At 44.0% G+C, this 13,766-nt stretch carries 12 protein-coding genes, 11 tRNA genes, 3 rRNA genes and 1 other annotated feature (1 of these 27 only partly in view); of the genes, 23 read left to right on the top strand and 3 right to left on the bottom strand.

Annotation, left to right across the window (positions count from 1 at the left end):
* Nucleotides 1-3 (top strand) — a sequence feature (16S ribosomal RNA rRNA prediction is too short) (it extends 639 nt beyond the left edge of the window).
* A gap of 423 nt (nt 4-426) precedes the next feature.
* The 16 genes from rrf (FTV88_RS03655) (at nt 427) to FTV88_RS03580 (ending at nt 5,862) form a co-directional block, all read left to right on the top strand.
* Nucleotides 427-543, top strand: a 5S ribosomal RNA gene (rrf, locus tag FTV88_RS03655).
* An 8-nt stretch (nt 544-551) separates the two neighbouring features.
* Nucleotides 552-628 (top strand) — tRNA-Ile (locus tag FTV88_RS03650).
* Nucleotides 629-637: 9 nt separating this feature from the next.
* Nucleotides 638-713: transfer RNA gene (locus FTV88_RS03645), tRNA-Ala, on the top strand.
* Between the two features lie 95 nt (nt 714-808).
* Nucleotides 809-925: ribosomal RNA gene (gene rrf / locus FTV88_RS03640) — 5S ribosomal RNA — on the top strand.
* A 288-nt stretch (nt 926-1,213) separates the two neighbouring features.
* A 23S ribosomal RNA gene (locus FTV88_RS03635) occupies nt 1,214-4,133 on the top strand.
* Nucleotides 4,134-4,212: 79 nt separating this feature from the next.
* Nucleotides 4,213-4,288 (top strand) — tRNA-Asn (locus tag FTV88_RS03630).
* Between the two features lie 6 nt (nt 4,289-4,294).
* Nucleotides 4,295-4,370: transfer RNA gene (locus tag FTV88_RS03625), tRNA-Met, on the top strand.
* Between the two features lie 4 nt (nt 4,371-4,374).
* A tRNA-Glu gene (locus FTV88_RS03620) sits at nt 4,375-4,450 on the top strand.
* 18 nt (nt 4,451-4,468) lie between these two features.
* Nucleotides 4,469-4,545: transfer RNA gene (locus FTV88_RS03615), tRNA-Pro, on the top strand.
* A 12-nt stretch (nt 4,546-4,557) separates the two neighbouring features.
* Nucleotides 4,558-4,644: transfer RNA gene (locus tag FTV88_RS03610), tRNA-Leu, on the top strand.
* A 7-nt stretch (nt 4,645-4,651) separates the two neighbouring features.
* Nucleotides 4,652-4,726: transfer RNA gene (locus FTV88_RS03605), tRNA-Gly, on the top strand.
* A gap of 8 nt (nt 4,727-4,734) precedes the next feature.
* Nucleotides 4,735-4,811 (top strand) — tRNA-Arg (locus tag FTV88_RS03600).
* A gap of 5 nt (nt 4,812-4,816) precedes the next feature.
* Nucleotides 4,817-4,892, top strand: a tRNA-Thr gene (locus FTV88_RS03595).
* A gap of 8 nt (nt 4,893-4,900) precedes the next feature.
* Nucleotides 4,901-4,985, top strand: a tRNA-Leu gene (locus FTV88_RS03590).
* A gap of 110 nt (nt 4,986-5,095) precedes the next feature.
* Entirely contained in the window at nt 5,096-5,302 is a 207-nt protein-coding gene (locus FTV88_RS03585; protein WP_153724447.1) for a hypothetical protein, read from the top strand.
* A gap of 338 nt (nt 5,303-5,640) precedes the next feature.
* Entirely contained in the window at nt 5,641-5,862 is a 222-nt protein-coding gene (locus FTV88_RS03580; protein ID WP_153724446.1) for a hypothetical protein, read from the top strand.
* Nucleotides 5,863-5,949: 87 nt separating this feature from the next.
* Here FTV88_RS03580 and FTV88_RS03575 read toward each other — a convergent pair whose 3' ends face one another.
* A complete protein-coding gene (locus tag FTV88_RS03575) occupies nt 5,950-6,615 on the bottom strand; it encodes a hypothetical protein (RefSeq protein WP_153724445.1) in 666 nt (221 codons plus the stop codon).
* A 481-nt stretch (nt 6,616-7,096) separates the two neighbouring features.
* Entirely contained in the window at nt 7,097-8,074 is a 978-nt protein-coding gene (locus FTV88_RS03570) for a serine hydrolase (protein ID WP_153724444.1), read from the bottom strand.
* A 151-nt stretch (nt 8,075-8,225) separates the two neighbouring features.
* On the opposite strand from FTV88_RS03570, the gene FTV88_RS03565 reads away from it, so the two are divergent.
* The 6 genes from FTV88_RS03565 (at nt 8,226) to FTV88_RS03540 (ending at nt 12,494) form a co-directional block, all read left to right on the top strand.
* On the top strand, nt 8,226-9,191 hold the full coding sequence (locus tag FTV88_RS03565) for a L,D-transpeptidase family protein (RefSeq protein WP_162007883.1): 966 nt from the start codon (nt 8,226-8,228) through the stop codon (nt 9,189-9,191).
* A gap of 93 nt (nt 9,192-9,284) precedes the next feature.
* On the top strand, nt 9,285-9,440 hold the full coding sequence (locus FTV88_RS03560; protein ID WP_153724442.1) for a hypothetical protein: 156 nt from the start codon (nt 9,285-9,287) through the stop codon (nt 9,438-9,440).
* A 215-nt stretch (nt 9,441-9,655) separates the two neighbouring features.
* Nucleotides 9,656-10,507 (top strand): DegV family protein, encoded by an 852-nt coding sequence (locus FTV88_RS03555; RefSeq protein WP_153724441.1) that lies wholly within the window; start codon nt 9,656-9,658, stop codon nt 10,505-10,507.
* A 17-nt stretch (nt 10,508-10,524) separates the two neighbouring features.
* Nucleotides 10,525-10,893, top strand: a complete 369-nt coding sequence (locus FTV88_RS03550; RefSeq protein WP_153724440.1) for a phasin family protein — start codon at nt 10,525-10,527, stop codon at nt 10,891-10,893.
* Nucleotides 10,894-10,922: 29 nt separating this feature from the next.
* Nucleotides 10,923-11,162 (top strand): FmdB family zinc ribbon protein, encoded by a 240-nt coding sequence (locus FTV88_RS16105; RefSeq protein ID WP_153724439.1) that lies wholly within the window; start codon nt 10,923-10,925, stop codon nt 11,160-11,162.
* Nucleotides 11,163-11,291: 129 nt separating this feature from the next.
* The gene (locus FTV88_RS03540) at nt 11,292-12,494 is read left to right on the top strand and encodes an alkaline phosphatase family protein (RefSeq protein ID WP_153724438.1); all 1,203 of its coding nucleotides are present in this window, start codon (nt 11,292-11,294) and stop codon (nt 12,492-12,494) included.
* 97 nt (nt 12,495-12,591) lie between these two features.
* On the opposite strand, the gene FTV88_RS03535 is transcribed toward FTV88_RS03540, so the two are convergent.
* Nucleotides 12,592-12,828, bottom strand: coding sequence for a hypothetical protein (locus FTV88_RS03535; protein ID WP_153724437.1), 237 nt, complete (start codon nt 12,826-12,828; stop codon nt 12,592-12,594).
* A gap of 148 nt (nt 12,829-12,976) precedes the next feature.
* Here FTV88_RS03535 and FTV88_RS03530 point away from each other — a divergent pair, with 148 nt between their 5' ends.
* Nucleotides 12,977-13,765, top strand: a complete 789-nt coding sequence (locus tag FTV88_RS03530) for a hypothetical protein (RefSeq protein WP_153724436.1) — start codon at nt 12,977-12,979, stop codon at nt 13,763-13,765.
* Nucleotide 13,766: the final 1 nt, after the last annotated feature.

Genomic DNA, 13,766 nt, shown 5'->3' with positions numbered 1-13,766 from the left:
CTGGATCACCTCCTTTCTAAGGAGACAATGCAGGGCTGTGGAAGCTGTGGTTGAGCAATCGACTACAGAGAGAAACAGAAAGCCTGCATATGTCAAGGTCGAAGCTGCTTACACCTCTTTGCAAGCAACCTGTTTAGTAAGACTTCTTCAGGGAATCCTTTATTAGGAACCTTAAAGGTAAGCTATTAAATAGGAAGCAAGTAGAGAAAAGGTAGGCAGTCAATGAATCGCACGCACTTACACAACTGTTTGATTTTGAGGGACTGGAAAAAATTACAGCTTGAATCTAACGATTCGGCAGTGTAAACTTCTAGTTCCGATTGGGAAAACCACAGAGACAGAGAGAGCACAGAGAAGAGATTTAATACTATTAAATCCTCTGCGACCTCAGCGCCTCTGCGGTAAAAACCAAAAAACAACAAAAGATCTGGTAATGATGGCGGAGGGGATACACCTGTACCCATCCCGAACACAGCAGTTAAGTCCTCCAGCGTCGATGGTACTTGGGGCGTTGGCCCCTGGGAGAGTAGAACGTTGCCAGATCCAAAAACGGGCCTATAGCTCAGCTGGCTAGAGCGTACGACTGATAATCGTAAGGTCGATGGTTCGAGTCCATCTAGGCCCACCATAACACCGTGGGGGTGTAGCTCAGCTGGGAGAGCACCTGCCTTGCAAGCAGGGGGTCAGCGGTTCGATTCCGCTCATCTCCACCAACTTTATTTTTGGACCATTAAAACGCTAGGGACAAAAACCCTTGCGATTTTTTGTGGGCTCAAAAACAAAGGAAACAAAACAAAACAACAAAAGATCTGGTGACGATGGCGGAGGGGATACACCTGTACCCATCCCGAACACAGCAGTTAAGTCCTCCAGCGTCGATGGTACTTGGGGCGTTGGCCCCTGGGAGAGTAGAACGTTGCCAGATCGAGCAGAGCGAAAGCTTTGCCGAGGTATAGCAGGGGAAAACCGCAGAGGCGCAGAGAACGCAGAGGAATTATTAAGATATAATAACTCAAGTCGACTCGAAGCACTGAGGAAGAACCCCAACAAATTGTTCCTTGAAAACTGCACAGAGAAAGCAAGTAAAGCGATGTAATAAAACTTCGGAAGATAATCGCAAGAAACAAAGAAGTAACAAGGCGTATAAAGGCTCAAACCTTTAAAACCCTCTGCGACCTCTGCGTCTCTGCGGTTAAAAAACTTCCAAAAAGCAGGTTAAGTTACTAAGGGCATACGGTGGATGCCTTGGCGCTGAGAGTCGAAGAAGGGCGTGGTAAGCTGCGAAAAGCCACGGTGAGCCGCAAGCAGGCGTTATAACCGTGGATACCCGAATGGGGCAACCCACTTGGAGTCATATCCAAGTATCGTACACTGAATCCATAGGTGTACGAGGACAACCCGGGGAACTGAAACATCTAAGTACCCGGAGGAAAAGAAATCAAAACGAGATTCCCCCAGTAGCGGCGAGCGACCGGGGAAAAGCCTAAACCATATCTCTTATGAGGTATGGGGTTGCGGGACCTTCACAACGGTCTCAATTGCTCTAGTCGAAGCAGTCTGGAAAGGCTCGGCACAGCAGGTAAAACCCCTGTAGACGAAAGAGCGAAAGAGATTAGAAGGGATCCCAAGTACGGCGGGGCACGTGAAATCCCGTCGGAATCCGGGTGGACCACCATCCAAGGCTAAATACTCCTCAGCGACCGATAGTGAACCAGTACCGTGAGGGAAAGGTGAAAAGCACCCCGGAAGGGGAGTGAAATAGAACCTGAAACCGTATGCTTACAAGCAGTCGGAGCACTTATATAAGTGTGACGGCGTGCCTTTTGTAGAATGAACCGGCGAGTTGTGATTGCGAGCAAGGTTAAGGCTGAAGAGGCCGAAGCCGAAGCGAAAGCGAGTCTGAAAAGGGCGAAAAAGTTCGTAGTTGCAGACCCGAAACCAGGTGATCTACCCATGTCCAGGGTGAAGCGTAGGTAACACTACGTGGAGGCCCGAACCGACCAACGTTGAAAAGTTGGCGGATGAGGTGTGGGTAGGGGTGAAATTCCAATCGAACCTGGAGATAGCTGGTTCTCCCCGAAATAGCTTTAGGGCTAGCCTCGGATGTAAGAATCGTGGAGGTAAAGCTACTGGTAGGGCTAGGGGCCTTCACCGGTTACCGAACCCTGTCAAACTCAGAATGCCACGATTTATCACCGGGAGTCAGACTACGAGTGCTAAGATCCGTAGTCGAGAGGGAAAAAGCCCAGACCGACAGCTAAGGTCCCCAAGTAACTGTTAAGTGGAAAACGATGTGGCGTTGCCCAGACAACCAGGATGTTGGCTTAGAAGCAGCCACCATTGAAAGAGTGCGTAATAGCTCACTGGTCGAGTGACGCTGCGCGGAAAATGACACGGGGCTAAACAGTTCACCGAAGCTTCGGCAGTGTATTTAAGATACACTGGGTAGGGGAGCGTTCCATTGGCGCAGAAGGTCAACTGAAAGGTTGGCTGGAGTAAATGGAAGTGAGAATGCCGGTATGAGTAAGCGAAAAGGCAGGTGAGAATCCTGCCCGCCGAAAGCCTAAGGATTCCTGGGGAAGGCTCGTCCGCCCAGGGTAAGTCGGGACCTAAGCCGAGGCCGAAAGGCGTAGGTGATGGACAACAGGTGGAGATTCCTGTACCACTAGTTTTTGTTTGACCGATGGGGTGACACAGGAGGATAAACAGACCATGCCGCTGGTCGAGCATGGCCAAAGACAGTAGAGGTCGCGTAGGCAAATCCGCGCGGCAATACTCGAAGGTCTGATGGGGAGCGAAATTAAGTAGCGAAGCTGTTGATTCCACACTGTCAAGAAAAGCCTCTAGGGAGAAAACAAGTGCCCGTACCGCAAACCGACACAGGTAGGCGAGGAGAGAATCCTCAGGCGCGCGAGAGAACCCTCGTTAAGGAACTCGGCAAAATAACCCCGTAACTTCGGGAGAAGGGGTACTCTTGTCGAATAAGATAAGAGTCGCAGTGAAAAGGCCCAGGCGACTGTTTAACAAAAACACAGGTCTCTGCGAAACCGAAAGGTGAAGTATAGAGGCTGACGCCTGCCCGGTGCTGGAAGGTTAAGGGGAAAGGTGAGAGCTTTGAACCGAAGCCCCAGTAAACGGCGGCCGTAACTATAACGGTCCTAAGGTAGCGAAATTCCTTGTCGGGTAAGTTCCGACCCGCACGAAAGGCGTAACGATCTGGGCACTGTCTCAACGAGGGACTCGGCGAAATTGAAATACCCGTGAAGATGCGGGTTACCTGCGATAGGACAGAAAGACCCCGTGGAGCTTTACTGTAGCCTGACACTGGATTTTGGTGGATTTTGTACAGGATAGGTGGGAGACGTAGAAGCGAGGCCGCTAGGTTTCGTGGAGTCGCTGTTGGGATACCACTCTGAATGCACTGAAGTTCTAACTTGGCACCCTCATCGGGTGTAAGGACCCTGTCAGGTGGGCAGTTTGACTGGGGCGGTCGCCTCCTAAAAAGTAACGGAGGCGTCCAAAGGTTCCCTCAGACTGGTTGGAAATCAGTCGACGAGTGTAAAGGCAGAAGGGAGCTTGACTGCGAGACTAACAAGTCGAGCAGGGACGAAAGTCGGGCTTAGTGATCCGGCGGCATTGAGTGGAAAAGCCGTCGCTCAACGGATAAAAGCTACCCCGGGGATAACAGGCTAATCTCCCCCAAGAGTCCACATCGACGGGGAGGTTTGGCACCTCGATGTCGGCTCATCGCATCCTGGGGCTGAAGTAGGTCCCAAGGGTTGGGCTGTTCGCCCATTAAAGCGGTACGTGAGCTGGGTTCAGAACGTCGTGAGACAGTTCGGTCCCTATCCATCGCAGGCGAAGGAAGTTTGACGGGAGCTGCCCCTAGTACGAGAGGACCGGGGTGGACCGACCGCTGGTGTACCAGTTGTGTTGCCAAATGCAGCGCTGGGTAGCCAAGTCGGGACCGGATAAGCGCTGAAAGCATCTAAGCGCGAAGCCGACCCAAAGATGAGACTTCCCACTACGTAAGTAGGTAAGACCCCAGGAAGATGACCTGGTTGATCGGCTCGAGATGGAAGCGTCGTGAGGCGTGTAGTTGACGAGTACGAATCGGTCGAGGACTTAACCTACTCTATTACATCGCTATTATTTCTCTGTGTAGTTTTCAGGGAATATACTCTGAAAAGAATCATTGAGCTAAAACAATATTCCTCGATAGCTCAATCGGTAGAGCAACCGGCTGTTAACCGGTAGGTTGTAGGTTCGAGTCCTACTCGAGGAGCCATAATGACGCGGGGTGGAGCAGCTGGCAGCTCGTCGGGCTCATAACCCGAAGGTCACAGGTTCAAGTCCTGTCCCCGCAACCAAAAAGGCCCGTTGGTCAAGTGGTCTAAGACACCGCCCTTTCACGGCGGTAACAGGGGTTCGAATCCCCTACGGGTCACCATCACACCCCATTATTTGTCGGGGCGTAGCTCAGCTTGGTAGAGCGCTACCTTGGGGTGGTAGAGGTCGCACGTTCAAGTCGTGTCGCTCCGACCATTACCTCACATTGCGGTCGTGGCGGAATTGGCAGACGCGCTAGATTCAGGTTCTAGTGGTCGCAAGGCTGTGGAGGTTCAAGTCCTCTCGACCGCACCAAAAAAATGCGGAAGTGGCTCAGTGGTAGAGCATCGCCTTGCCAAGGCGAGGGTCGCGAGTTCGAATCTCGTCTTCCGCTCCATACACAATGCGCCCGTAGCTCAGCTGGATAGAGTAACTGACTACGAATCAGCAGGTCGGGAGTTCGAATCTCTCCGGGCGCGCCATTTATGCCGCTGTAGCTCAGTCGGTAGAGCGTATCCTTGGTAAGGATAAGGCCGCCGGTTCAATCCCGGCCAGTGGCTCCATAGAGAATGCGAAAGTGGCGGAATCGGCAGACGCGCACGTTTGAGGGGCGTGTGGGTAACTCCATGAGGGTTCAAGTCCCTCCTTTCGCACCATATGAATAACAGCAGTCTGTTATCATTGCAAATTACAATGATAACAGACTTTTTTGCATCCCACGGATCCTCAAATATTTTTGCCCTCCTATAGGAACACTATAGCTGAGGTGATTAGAGTGATATCCGATGAGTTTTGGGTTAAAGTAAAAGGAAAGCATATTGGCGCTGCCTTGATCTTAATGCTTTTAGGCGCCCTCCTTTTTGGATTTAATCGATGGGCTGGAATTGTCGTTCTTATCGTAGGAGCCTTTTGGATACTCTATGAAATTGTTAAATCAAGCAAAGACGATACCGATAAAGTAAAGCGAGACTAAAAACCAAAAAGCTGCTTCAAAAAGTTTTACAGGCAACTCAATAAACGTCTTAATATATAACTATACAAAAAAACTTTACTTGAATGCAAACCGAATGCTTAGAAATTATGAACTATAGATGAATACAGAGGGAAGCTTATTTGCATTATGAATAGCTATGTGTCAATACAGTATTTTATTAATTCCTCTGTGTTCTCTTACCTTTCTTTTGCTAGGATGTTATAAAAAAGCGTCCTAAAATAATGAAAGAGGGTGTAAGCATTAACACGAAAAGCAAATTTCATGTTAAAATATTGAGTAGTTCATGAAAATAAACTTTATTAAAAGGTGGTGTCTTCTTGAATACAGTAATAACTTTATCGCTTATTTTTGTTATCTATTACCTTTTAGGTGCCCTGTTCTGGTACTGGATGAGAGCCAATGAAGAAGTAGACCGTAAATGGAAAGATTTAAGTACAAATTATAAAGGACTTCTTTTCATAGGTTGGCCAATCATTTTCGTAAGTACTTTATTCTTCAAAATTAAAGAAATGTTTGTAAAAAAACCAAGCAAAAGATAATTGTACATAAAAAGGTCGCTGTGGTCCTACAATGAATCGTAGGTAGCTACAGCGACCTTTATCTATCCTAAAATCAAATATCAATATCTACCTGTCAAAACGATGTTGAATCGTAAAAGTAAGTCCCAGTACTTTCGTGCCGGAAATTATATACTTATGTTCATTATAAACATACTCTGTTTTCATAGACGAAAGGTCGAAGTTCGTTCCACGAAGGCCCAACTCATCTAGTATAAGCGCTATTCCTTCCCCCTCTATAGAAGAATCAGTTGCGCCTATAAGCACTTCAATATACGTTACTAGCTCATCACCACCAGGACCAATGATGGATATATTTCGTAAGGTATTGTCATCTTTGTTAACAGTACCCATAATTTCGTAAAGATCTCTAAAAGAAAAGCGCACTACATCTTGAGCTCTACCTTCTGTAACGGCAAATTCATCAATTGTAAGATCACCGATTTCCAGTGTTGCTAATGCATTAAAACTACTTTTGAATTCATCTGTTGTAATACCCAAAGTGCGTACTGGTTCAGTTGGTTGTTCTTGCACAGAAGCTGTAACCGGAATGGATTGCTCGTTGTTGGTAATGTCTGCTTCTTGTGGGCTTTCGTTTGAACTACTTGTAGTTAAAAGATAAGCATAGAAAAGAATAAAAACATAAAATGCGGCAGCCAAGCCCATTTTCCAGGGCGTACCCGTACGAAAACCAGGAATCTTAGAAATCATTGAAGTACTTTTCTTACTACTCATTAAATAACGTCTCCTTTGTACAGAGGATTGTAAATAATATATTACCAGAGTATTAAAAAAAGAGCAAAAGAAAAAAAGCAATCGCATCGCGATTGCTTTTTTATAAAAGTTACAGTTGTTTATCGGCAAAGAGGAGAACAACTTGCTGTTCCGAGAATTGCAATAATGATTATCAGAATGGCTAAAGCGACAATATCGTTGCCATAGAAACCACCATATACTCCCGCTGTGCTCACAGTAAAAGCCTCCCTTCTGAAAGAAGAAATATTAATTAGAATTTAGCAGCGGCGATCAAAAAGACAAGGGAAAAAGGCTCCAATGACGATTAAGGCTATGACTAAACCAGCGATGTTACGGAGGCCACCGAAGAAGCCGTAAGCGTGACCCATGTTATAGCACTCCTTTCTGCATAACTCTGTTAATGGTGGAAAGCGTTTCCACTACATGGTATGCAGAAGATGATTAGGTGTGCAGTTGCAACTTAATTTGAAATACCCTCTTCTTCGGTAAAAATATCTAGAGGCACATATTGTCGGTGGTATTCGAAGACGAGCTTTGAAATCTGAGCAATTGCTCCTACTGCTTCTTGCTCATGAATATGGCTACAGAGAATTGCAATCACATAAGGTTTTCCATTAAGAAGAACAATGGCCGCGTCATTGACCACATTTACCTGTGTTCCAATTTTATTGGCTACTTGAATACCTTTAGGAATTCCAGCAGGAATGCGATCATCAAACTTACTATTGAGTAAATACTGGAGAACTTCTTGACCATACTCAGGATGGAGTTCTCGAAGTGCCATGACACCTTTTAAATATAAAGCGGCATCACGAGCGCACATTATGTTCCCCTTTCCAGGACCGAGGGGAATGATTTCAGCACCCATAAGACGGAGAAAAAAATAAAAGTTTTCTCTACCGAGACGTCTCATCAACATATTCGTAGCACTATTGTCACTATATTCTATCGTATATTGTGCCAACTGGCGAAGTGTATAAGTTGTTCCGACTGCTTCCGTTTTTAAGATACCTGTACCTGATTCAATATCCCCTGCTTCTAAAACCATTTCCTCATCTAGATCGATACGATCATCAATGGCTAATGAATATAAAAAAAGTATAAGTGGTACCTTGATAACACTTGCTGCAGGAAAAGATTTATCTGCATTAATTTCTAGCGTTGCACCTGTAGCTAAATCTTCTACATAGAGACCATAGGTACCACTAAAGCGATAAAGGTAGCTTTTAATCTTTTGTTCAAGCTGGCTATAATCAATCTCTTCAGCCACAACAGTTTTATCTTCTCTTTCATTCAAATAGACAATAAATTGTAAGGAAGATATTTGATTTTGTTTCCACATAAACCAGGAAGCCAGTAGGGTACAGGTTAGAAAAAAGAATGTGCTTACGTAGATAAAACCTCTTTTTCTCCCTCCTTTTCGTATCAGACTAGCCACAACAAACTCCTCCCTTTTTTGCTAGCCTGTCACCATCATACGGTTAGAAGTTCTAGAGTATGATTGATCTTAGACAAAACTATGAAAAGGAAGAGAAAAGGGAAGGGAGACGGCTATGTTTGTTGCCATTCATGTTAAGAGGTTCCGATGGATGCTCATGGGACTTATGGTCGTAGCCATCTTTGGTGGTGGGTGGTTACTCTGGAACCATGTAGAGGGGAAAGAAAGGATTGCTCTGGAAGAAGAAATGTGTATCTTTTGTTTAGAAGAAGATAGGATTCTCTATCCGGCTGTACCACCACTACAAGGGACGGATGTAGAAGAGTTTCAAGAACGACTTAAAGAGCTAGGGTTCTATGAAGGTACAATCCACGGTATTTATGACTCTGAAACAGTAGAAGCCGTAAAAAGGCTACAAAATTCACGAGGTGTTGAAATCGATGGTTATGTGACAGAAGAGACATGGCCATTGATGGAGTCGCCTATGGAAGTAGCTCAGGCAGAAGGAGCTAGACCTTTTACGCCACCGCCCCCTGGAAAGGTATCCATTCAAGCGGATATTCAACAACATACACTTACGATACTTTCTGATGGTGAAGTATATATGGTCTATCCCATCTCTACGGGAAAAGCAAAAACACCATCACCCATTGGAGACTGGAAAGTTATAGAGAAACAAAAAGGCTGGGGTGGAGGTTTCGGTGGTTATTGGCTGGGCTTTAACGTTCCCTGGGGTCTTTATGGTATCCATGGGACCAATAAGCCATGGAGCATTGGACACAGCCAAAGCCAAGGATGTTTTCGCATGTTTAACGATGACGTGGGAGAAATTTACTCTTGGATTCCTGTTGGTACAATCGTTGAAGTTATAGACAATCGCACATTTCCTTTAAGCAAGTCAAAGTATAGAATTGGGCAAACAGGTCAAGACATTGTTTTTATTCAAAGAAAATTAAGAGAAAAAGGCTATGATATTGGATATAGCGACGGCCGATTTGGCCCCGCTACCGAAGAAGCTATAAAAGATCTGCAGCAAAAAAACAACGTGCCTGTTGATGGGATCGTCAATGAAGAAGTAATAAAAATTTTAGGTCTTGAATATGAGCAAAAAAGTTAAAATAACCAGTCTTCTCCGAGGATATTTAGAAGATCTATTTCCTACACTATAGGTAGATAAAAAATAGAATCATTGAAGAAAGGAGGGAAATATATGTGGGAACGCCGTGGCAAAACGGCGATTCATGATACAGGTTTTGAATTTGGGAAGCCAGGCTGGTTTGCTTTTCATGCAGTTGCCATCCCAGCAGCCATGTATGTTGGATCAATGTTGATGAAGAAAAAGCAGATTCATTATCGGTATCGTTAAACCGGGCCTTTACGAGCCCGGTTTTTAACGCAAAAAAAATCCAGCGCATATAGCGCTGGCAGGGAGAGATATATCCACCAAAAAGCGGAGCATTCATAATATGACCATTTTTCTGTAAGCTATACGATGAAAGTAAAAACAAAGGTTAAAAATATTGTTAATAGTGGTATAATGATAAAGAAGGCTATGTATGGCTACCGAGGAGTGAAAGATTCTTGTCTACCATTCATCTTGTAACAGATAGCACAGCCTATCTTACCAATGAAGAAATTAAGTCTCTACAATGTCACGTTGTTTCTTTACGTGTTATTTCTAACAATGACAGTCAACTTGATGCAGAGACGGATCATGTAGAATTTGCACAATTTCTTCGTCATGCCAATCCTATACCAACAACCTCACAACCACCAATGAGTGAATTCCAAGAACTTTATGATCAACTTACTTCTGATGGAAGTTCCGTCATCTCTATCCACCTGTCAGCCAATCTCAGTGGTACCTATCAATCAGCTTCCATGGCAGCTCGTACTCTAGAAAATCGAGATATTCATGTGATTGACTCATGGTCAACCGTATCAGGCTTACGAATTCAATTAGAATCGATTCGCCAAGGTATTGACTCGGGTCTCGCTTTGCAAGAAATTGTATCAAATGCTCTAGCAGCTCGAGAAAAGCATAAATTATTACTTCTATTAGACTCATTAGACTTTTTACATCGTGGTGGTCGCATTGGCAGAGCGCAGTCGCTATTTGGGAGCTTACTTAGCATTAAACCTGTACTTTGGTTACAAAATCAGGGGAAGGTAGAAGTTTACGATAAAATTCGGACTCGAAAAAAAGCCTACCGTAAAATAGCAGAGTATATACAAGAGAATTGGCAACAGCAAGGACCTTTACGAATCGCTTTATCTCATGTCAATGCCGAAGCTGAAGTCAAAGAAATGCAAGCAATGATTCAAAAGGCTGTCCCAGCAGCAAGTCCAACGATTCACTCCGTTGGACCTGTTATAGCTGTTCATACAGGACCTGGTTCTATAGCCGTGTCCTTCCAACCTTTGGACATCTGAAAGGAGAGTATGAAAAGATGAAAGACGTTTTCCGTAAGACCATGATGGCAGGACTTGGTGCTATCACAATTACCAAAGAAAAGGCCGAACAGCTGGCCGAAGAACTAGTTAAAAAAGGTGAATTAAGCAAAGAAGAAGCGGCTAAAGTAGTCAGCGAAGTGGTGGAAAAAGGTCGTGAACAACGCGAGGCGATTTCTGACACCATTAAGACAGAATTTACTCGTATTCGAGGTGATATGGGTCTAATTACCCGTCAAGAATACGATGACTTAGTGGCTCGCATTGAAGTTATCGAAGAAAAGCTAGGCATTGTAAAAGAAGTAGAAGTCATCGATCAACTGATAGAAGAGAAGCAGCCAGAACAGACAGAACCTCCGAAAGAATAAGGATACATTATAAAGGAGCCTTTTAGGGAATGCCGACATACGATTTTGAATGCAAACAATGTGGTCATGCTTTTTCAGAACTTACTTCTTATCATCAACGAGAGAAAGTTCCCTGCCCAGAATGTGGAACCCAGGGAGCTACAGTTAAGATAACCGGCTTTTTTGTAGGTAAATCACAAAAAAGCGCTTGCAGTACTAGAGGATGTAGTCCCAGCATAGCGCCGTCTTGTCCCGGAGCAGCTGCGGGCGGTTGTCCTGGTATGAGATAATAAAGCCATAGAATCCATGTAACCTGTGAGGGTCCCAAAGGCCTTCACAGGTTTTTTCATTCATTAGGATAGGTAGGAGAGCATATATATTCATATAAGGCGGGACAAGGGGTAGGAGGGACAGCCTTTATGAAGAGTCTTTCTTTAATAAGAATCATTACGATATGCCTAATACTTACCCTCGTGAAGGGTTCAGCAGCCTGGTCTAATGAACAAATAATACAAGATCGATCGGTAAAACCAGTTCAGCATGTAATGATTGTGGTACTATCCGGCATCAGCACTGACAGTCTGCTCAAAACATATACACCCAACTTTCATGACTTTGCAAAAGTCGGTGTCAAGTTAGAAGAAGCCATTGGCGTCTATCCACCGAGCAATCCCTCAGCACTTGTATCACTTTCTACAGGCGCTAGCCCCAATCGCCATGGAATTATAAAGTCTACACAAAAAGCTGCTGTAGAATCAATTTTTCATGTAATGTTAGGCCAGGGACGAAGCACCATGATTGTAGCAACGGATGAAGAAGCAATAGCACCGCTTTTATCAGGCTTTCACCACAAGATTATCGATAGTACAAAAAAAGATCTCGATATTACCGAGCAAGCCATAGATGCATGGAAGCATAACAAGCCTTTTGCAACCCTGGTCTTGTACACAAGCCCCGCAGAGGTCGGTAAAAAAGCAGGAATTGATAGCCCAGATTATCTGAAAGCGATTACAGATGCAGACCATCAAATCGGTCGTTGGGCTAATTTCTTGAAAGAAGAAGGTATTTTTGAAGATGTACTATGGATTATCACATCAGATCACGCTTTATCCTATTCTCATAAAGAAAATACAAAAAATGCCATAGATAAAGAATTATTATTACCACTGGTAGTAGCAGGCCCTAAGATGAAGATGAATATCACCTTACCGCCTGTGCGCACCATTGATATCGCTCCTACGATAGCCCATGTGACAGGTGTTAGTAAGCCAGCACAATCAGAAGGCGATGTGATCTGGAATGCCATCTTACCCCCACCTGACAGCACAGCAGAAGCCTATTATGAACAAAGAGTGAAAGACTTGAGCCTACAGGTACTAGATTTATCAAAAAGCGCATACCGATTGGCAGAAGACAAATTAACTATTGATGGAAGAGTAGAGAATTTACAGAAACAAAAACAAGAAATAGAGATTTTTACAGCAGAGAAAGAAGATGAAATCGAATCACTCAAAAGAAAAGTCCTCTATCAACGATATCTAATTGGGGCCATAATTCTAATTGCTATTCTTGGTTTCTTTGTAGAATATCTGATTCTGAGGAAAAGATTTCTCATGTTTTAGTCATGTAAATCAGAATAAAAGCCCTTCGGTCATATCAATAGACCGAAGGGCTTTTTCTCTGATTCTAAAAAAGATTGATCAAACACAAAGGCCAGAATCAACCCACCTGCTCATGAAGTTTTTTTCTTAGTTTATCTACATGAGCAGAAAACAACTCTAATTTATTTTTTTCTTGATCTTTCGAATAGTGACCTGACTCTAAGTCAAGCGTTACGATTAATTTCGCGTAAAAAAGCTTTTCTTCTATCGTCATATTTCGACCTCGAAAATACTGATCAACTCTTGATAGAATTTGATGTTCCGATTGAGAAAGCTCTATCTCTTTTTTATTCATACAGACACCTCTTTACTATATCGTCAATGGCACTCTAAAAATATATGCAAAAAAAGCAATTCCTAGAACTGGTCTATCCAAAAAAGAAATTGCATAAATTTTACAGACATAGGACAAGTTGATAGCTCTGAAAGGAGGACAATTTCATATGATTGCCAAGGAACAACGTCATCTAGAACAACAAATCTTACGTCTTTTAGACCAGATTATTGATGAAGCCAGTCAGGTAAGCATGATGGTAGGACCTTATCGAGATGAGCGTTTTGCAGAAGGCGTACGAATGATGGAACAGCTCCTAACACTTTGTGAACTTCTTGTAGAAGGCCGAAAAGAATACGTAGAAGCAACAATACGACAACTGTTCCAACAAAAATTACCGCAACCGAATGTTTTACGCAGTTTTGGAGAATTTCAAAGTACTCTAGAGGAATACCTACAACAAGGACTTCAAGAGAGAGCAAAAGCCTGGGAGGAGGAGCAACAAAGAGAGATTATCCATGTTGTATCGACCATGGAAGCCCTTCCTGTAACAGAAGTAGTTGTAGAAAATGAAGATACCGCAAATAATAGAGAAGAACAGGTTCGTGGTCAAGAAAATGGTGTACAAGCCTTTGCGGCGCCTTTGAAGGAAACAGCACCAAAGAAAAAAGAACAAAAAGAAGTAGAAGATTATACTGAAGTAATTCTACTTAGAACGTTACAAGAGATTTACCCCCATTGTGAAGTTGTCGCTGGAAGTCCCCCAGGTACGACAGGGCTTGCCGCTTACGTACCGGCGAAAGGCTTTGCTATCCTATGCGCCTCTTCGCCTCGCCGTTCCGGACGTAGAGAGTATATTTGTCGCCAACTCGGTTTACAGGTTATCTATATTGCCAATACGGATCTACACAGTCCTCTACGCTTAAAAAGAAGGATTTTACGTGCTGGAATTCGATAAT

It is taken from the genome of Heliorestis convoluta, assembly GCF_009649955.1.
Taxonomy (GTDB): domain Bacteria; phylum Bacillota; class Desulfitobacteriia; order Heliobacteriales; family Heliobacteriaceae; genus Heliorestis; species Heliorestis convoluta.
The sequence above is the reverse complement of the archived record's forward strand: the minus strand, read 5'-3'. Positions and strand labels throughout refer to the sequence as shown.

Excerpts from the sequence above, each read along its gene's own strand:
- FTV88_RS03575 (WP_153724445.1), bottom strand. The coding sequence starts at position 6,615 with ATGAGTAGTAAGAAAAGTACTTCAATGATTTCTAAGATTCCTGGTTTT.
- FTV88_RS03565 (WP_162007883.1), top strand. The coding sequence starts at position 8,226 with ATGCTCATGGGACTTATGGTCGTAGCCATCTTTGGTGGTGGGTGGTTA.
- FTV88_RS03560 (WP_153724442.1), top strand. The coding sequence starts at position 9,285 with ATGTGGGAACGCCGTGGCAAAACGGCGATTCATGATACAGGTTTTGAA.
- FTV88_RS03550 (WP_153724440.1), top strand. The coding sequence starts at position 10,525 with ATGAAAGACGTTTTCCGTAAGACCATGATGGCAGGACTTGGTGCTATC.
- FTV88_RS16105 (WP_153724439.1), top strand. The coding sequence starts at position 10,923 with ATGCCGACATACGATTTTGAATGCAAACAATGTGGTCATGCTTTTTCA.
- FTV88_RS03540 (WP_153724438.1), top strand. The coding sequence starts at position 11,292 with ATGAAGAGTCTTTCTTTAATAAGAATCATTACGATATGCCTAATACTT.
- FTV88_RS03535 (WP_153724437.1), bottom strand. The coding sequence starts at position 12,828 with ATGAATAAAAAAGAGATAGAGCTTTCTCAATCGGAACATCAAATTCTA.
- FTV88_RS03530 (WP_153724436.1), top strand. The coding sequence starts at position 12,977 with ATGATTGCCAAGGAACAACGTCATCTAGAACAACAAATCTTACGTCTT.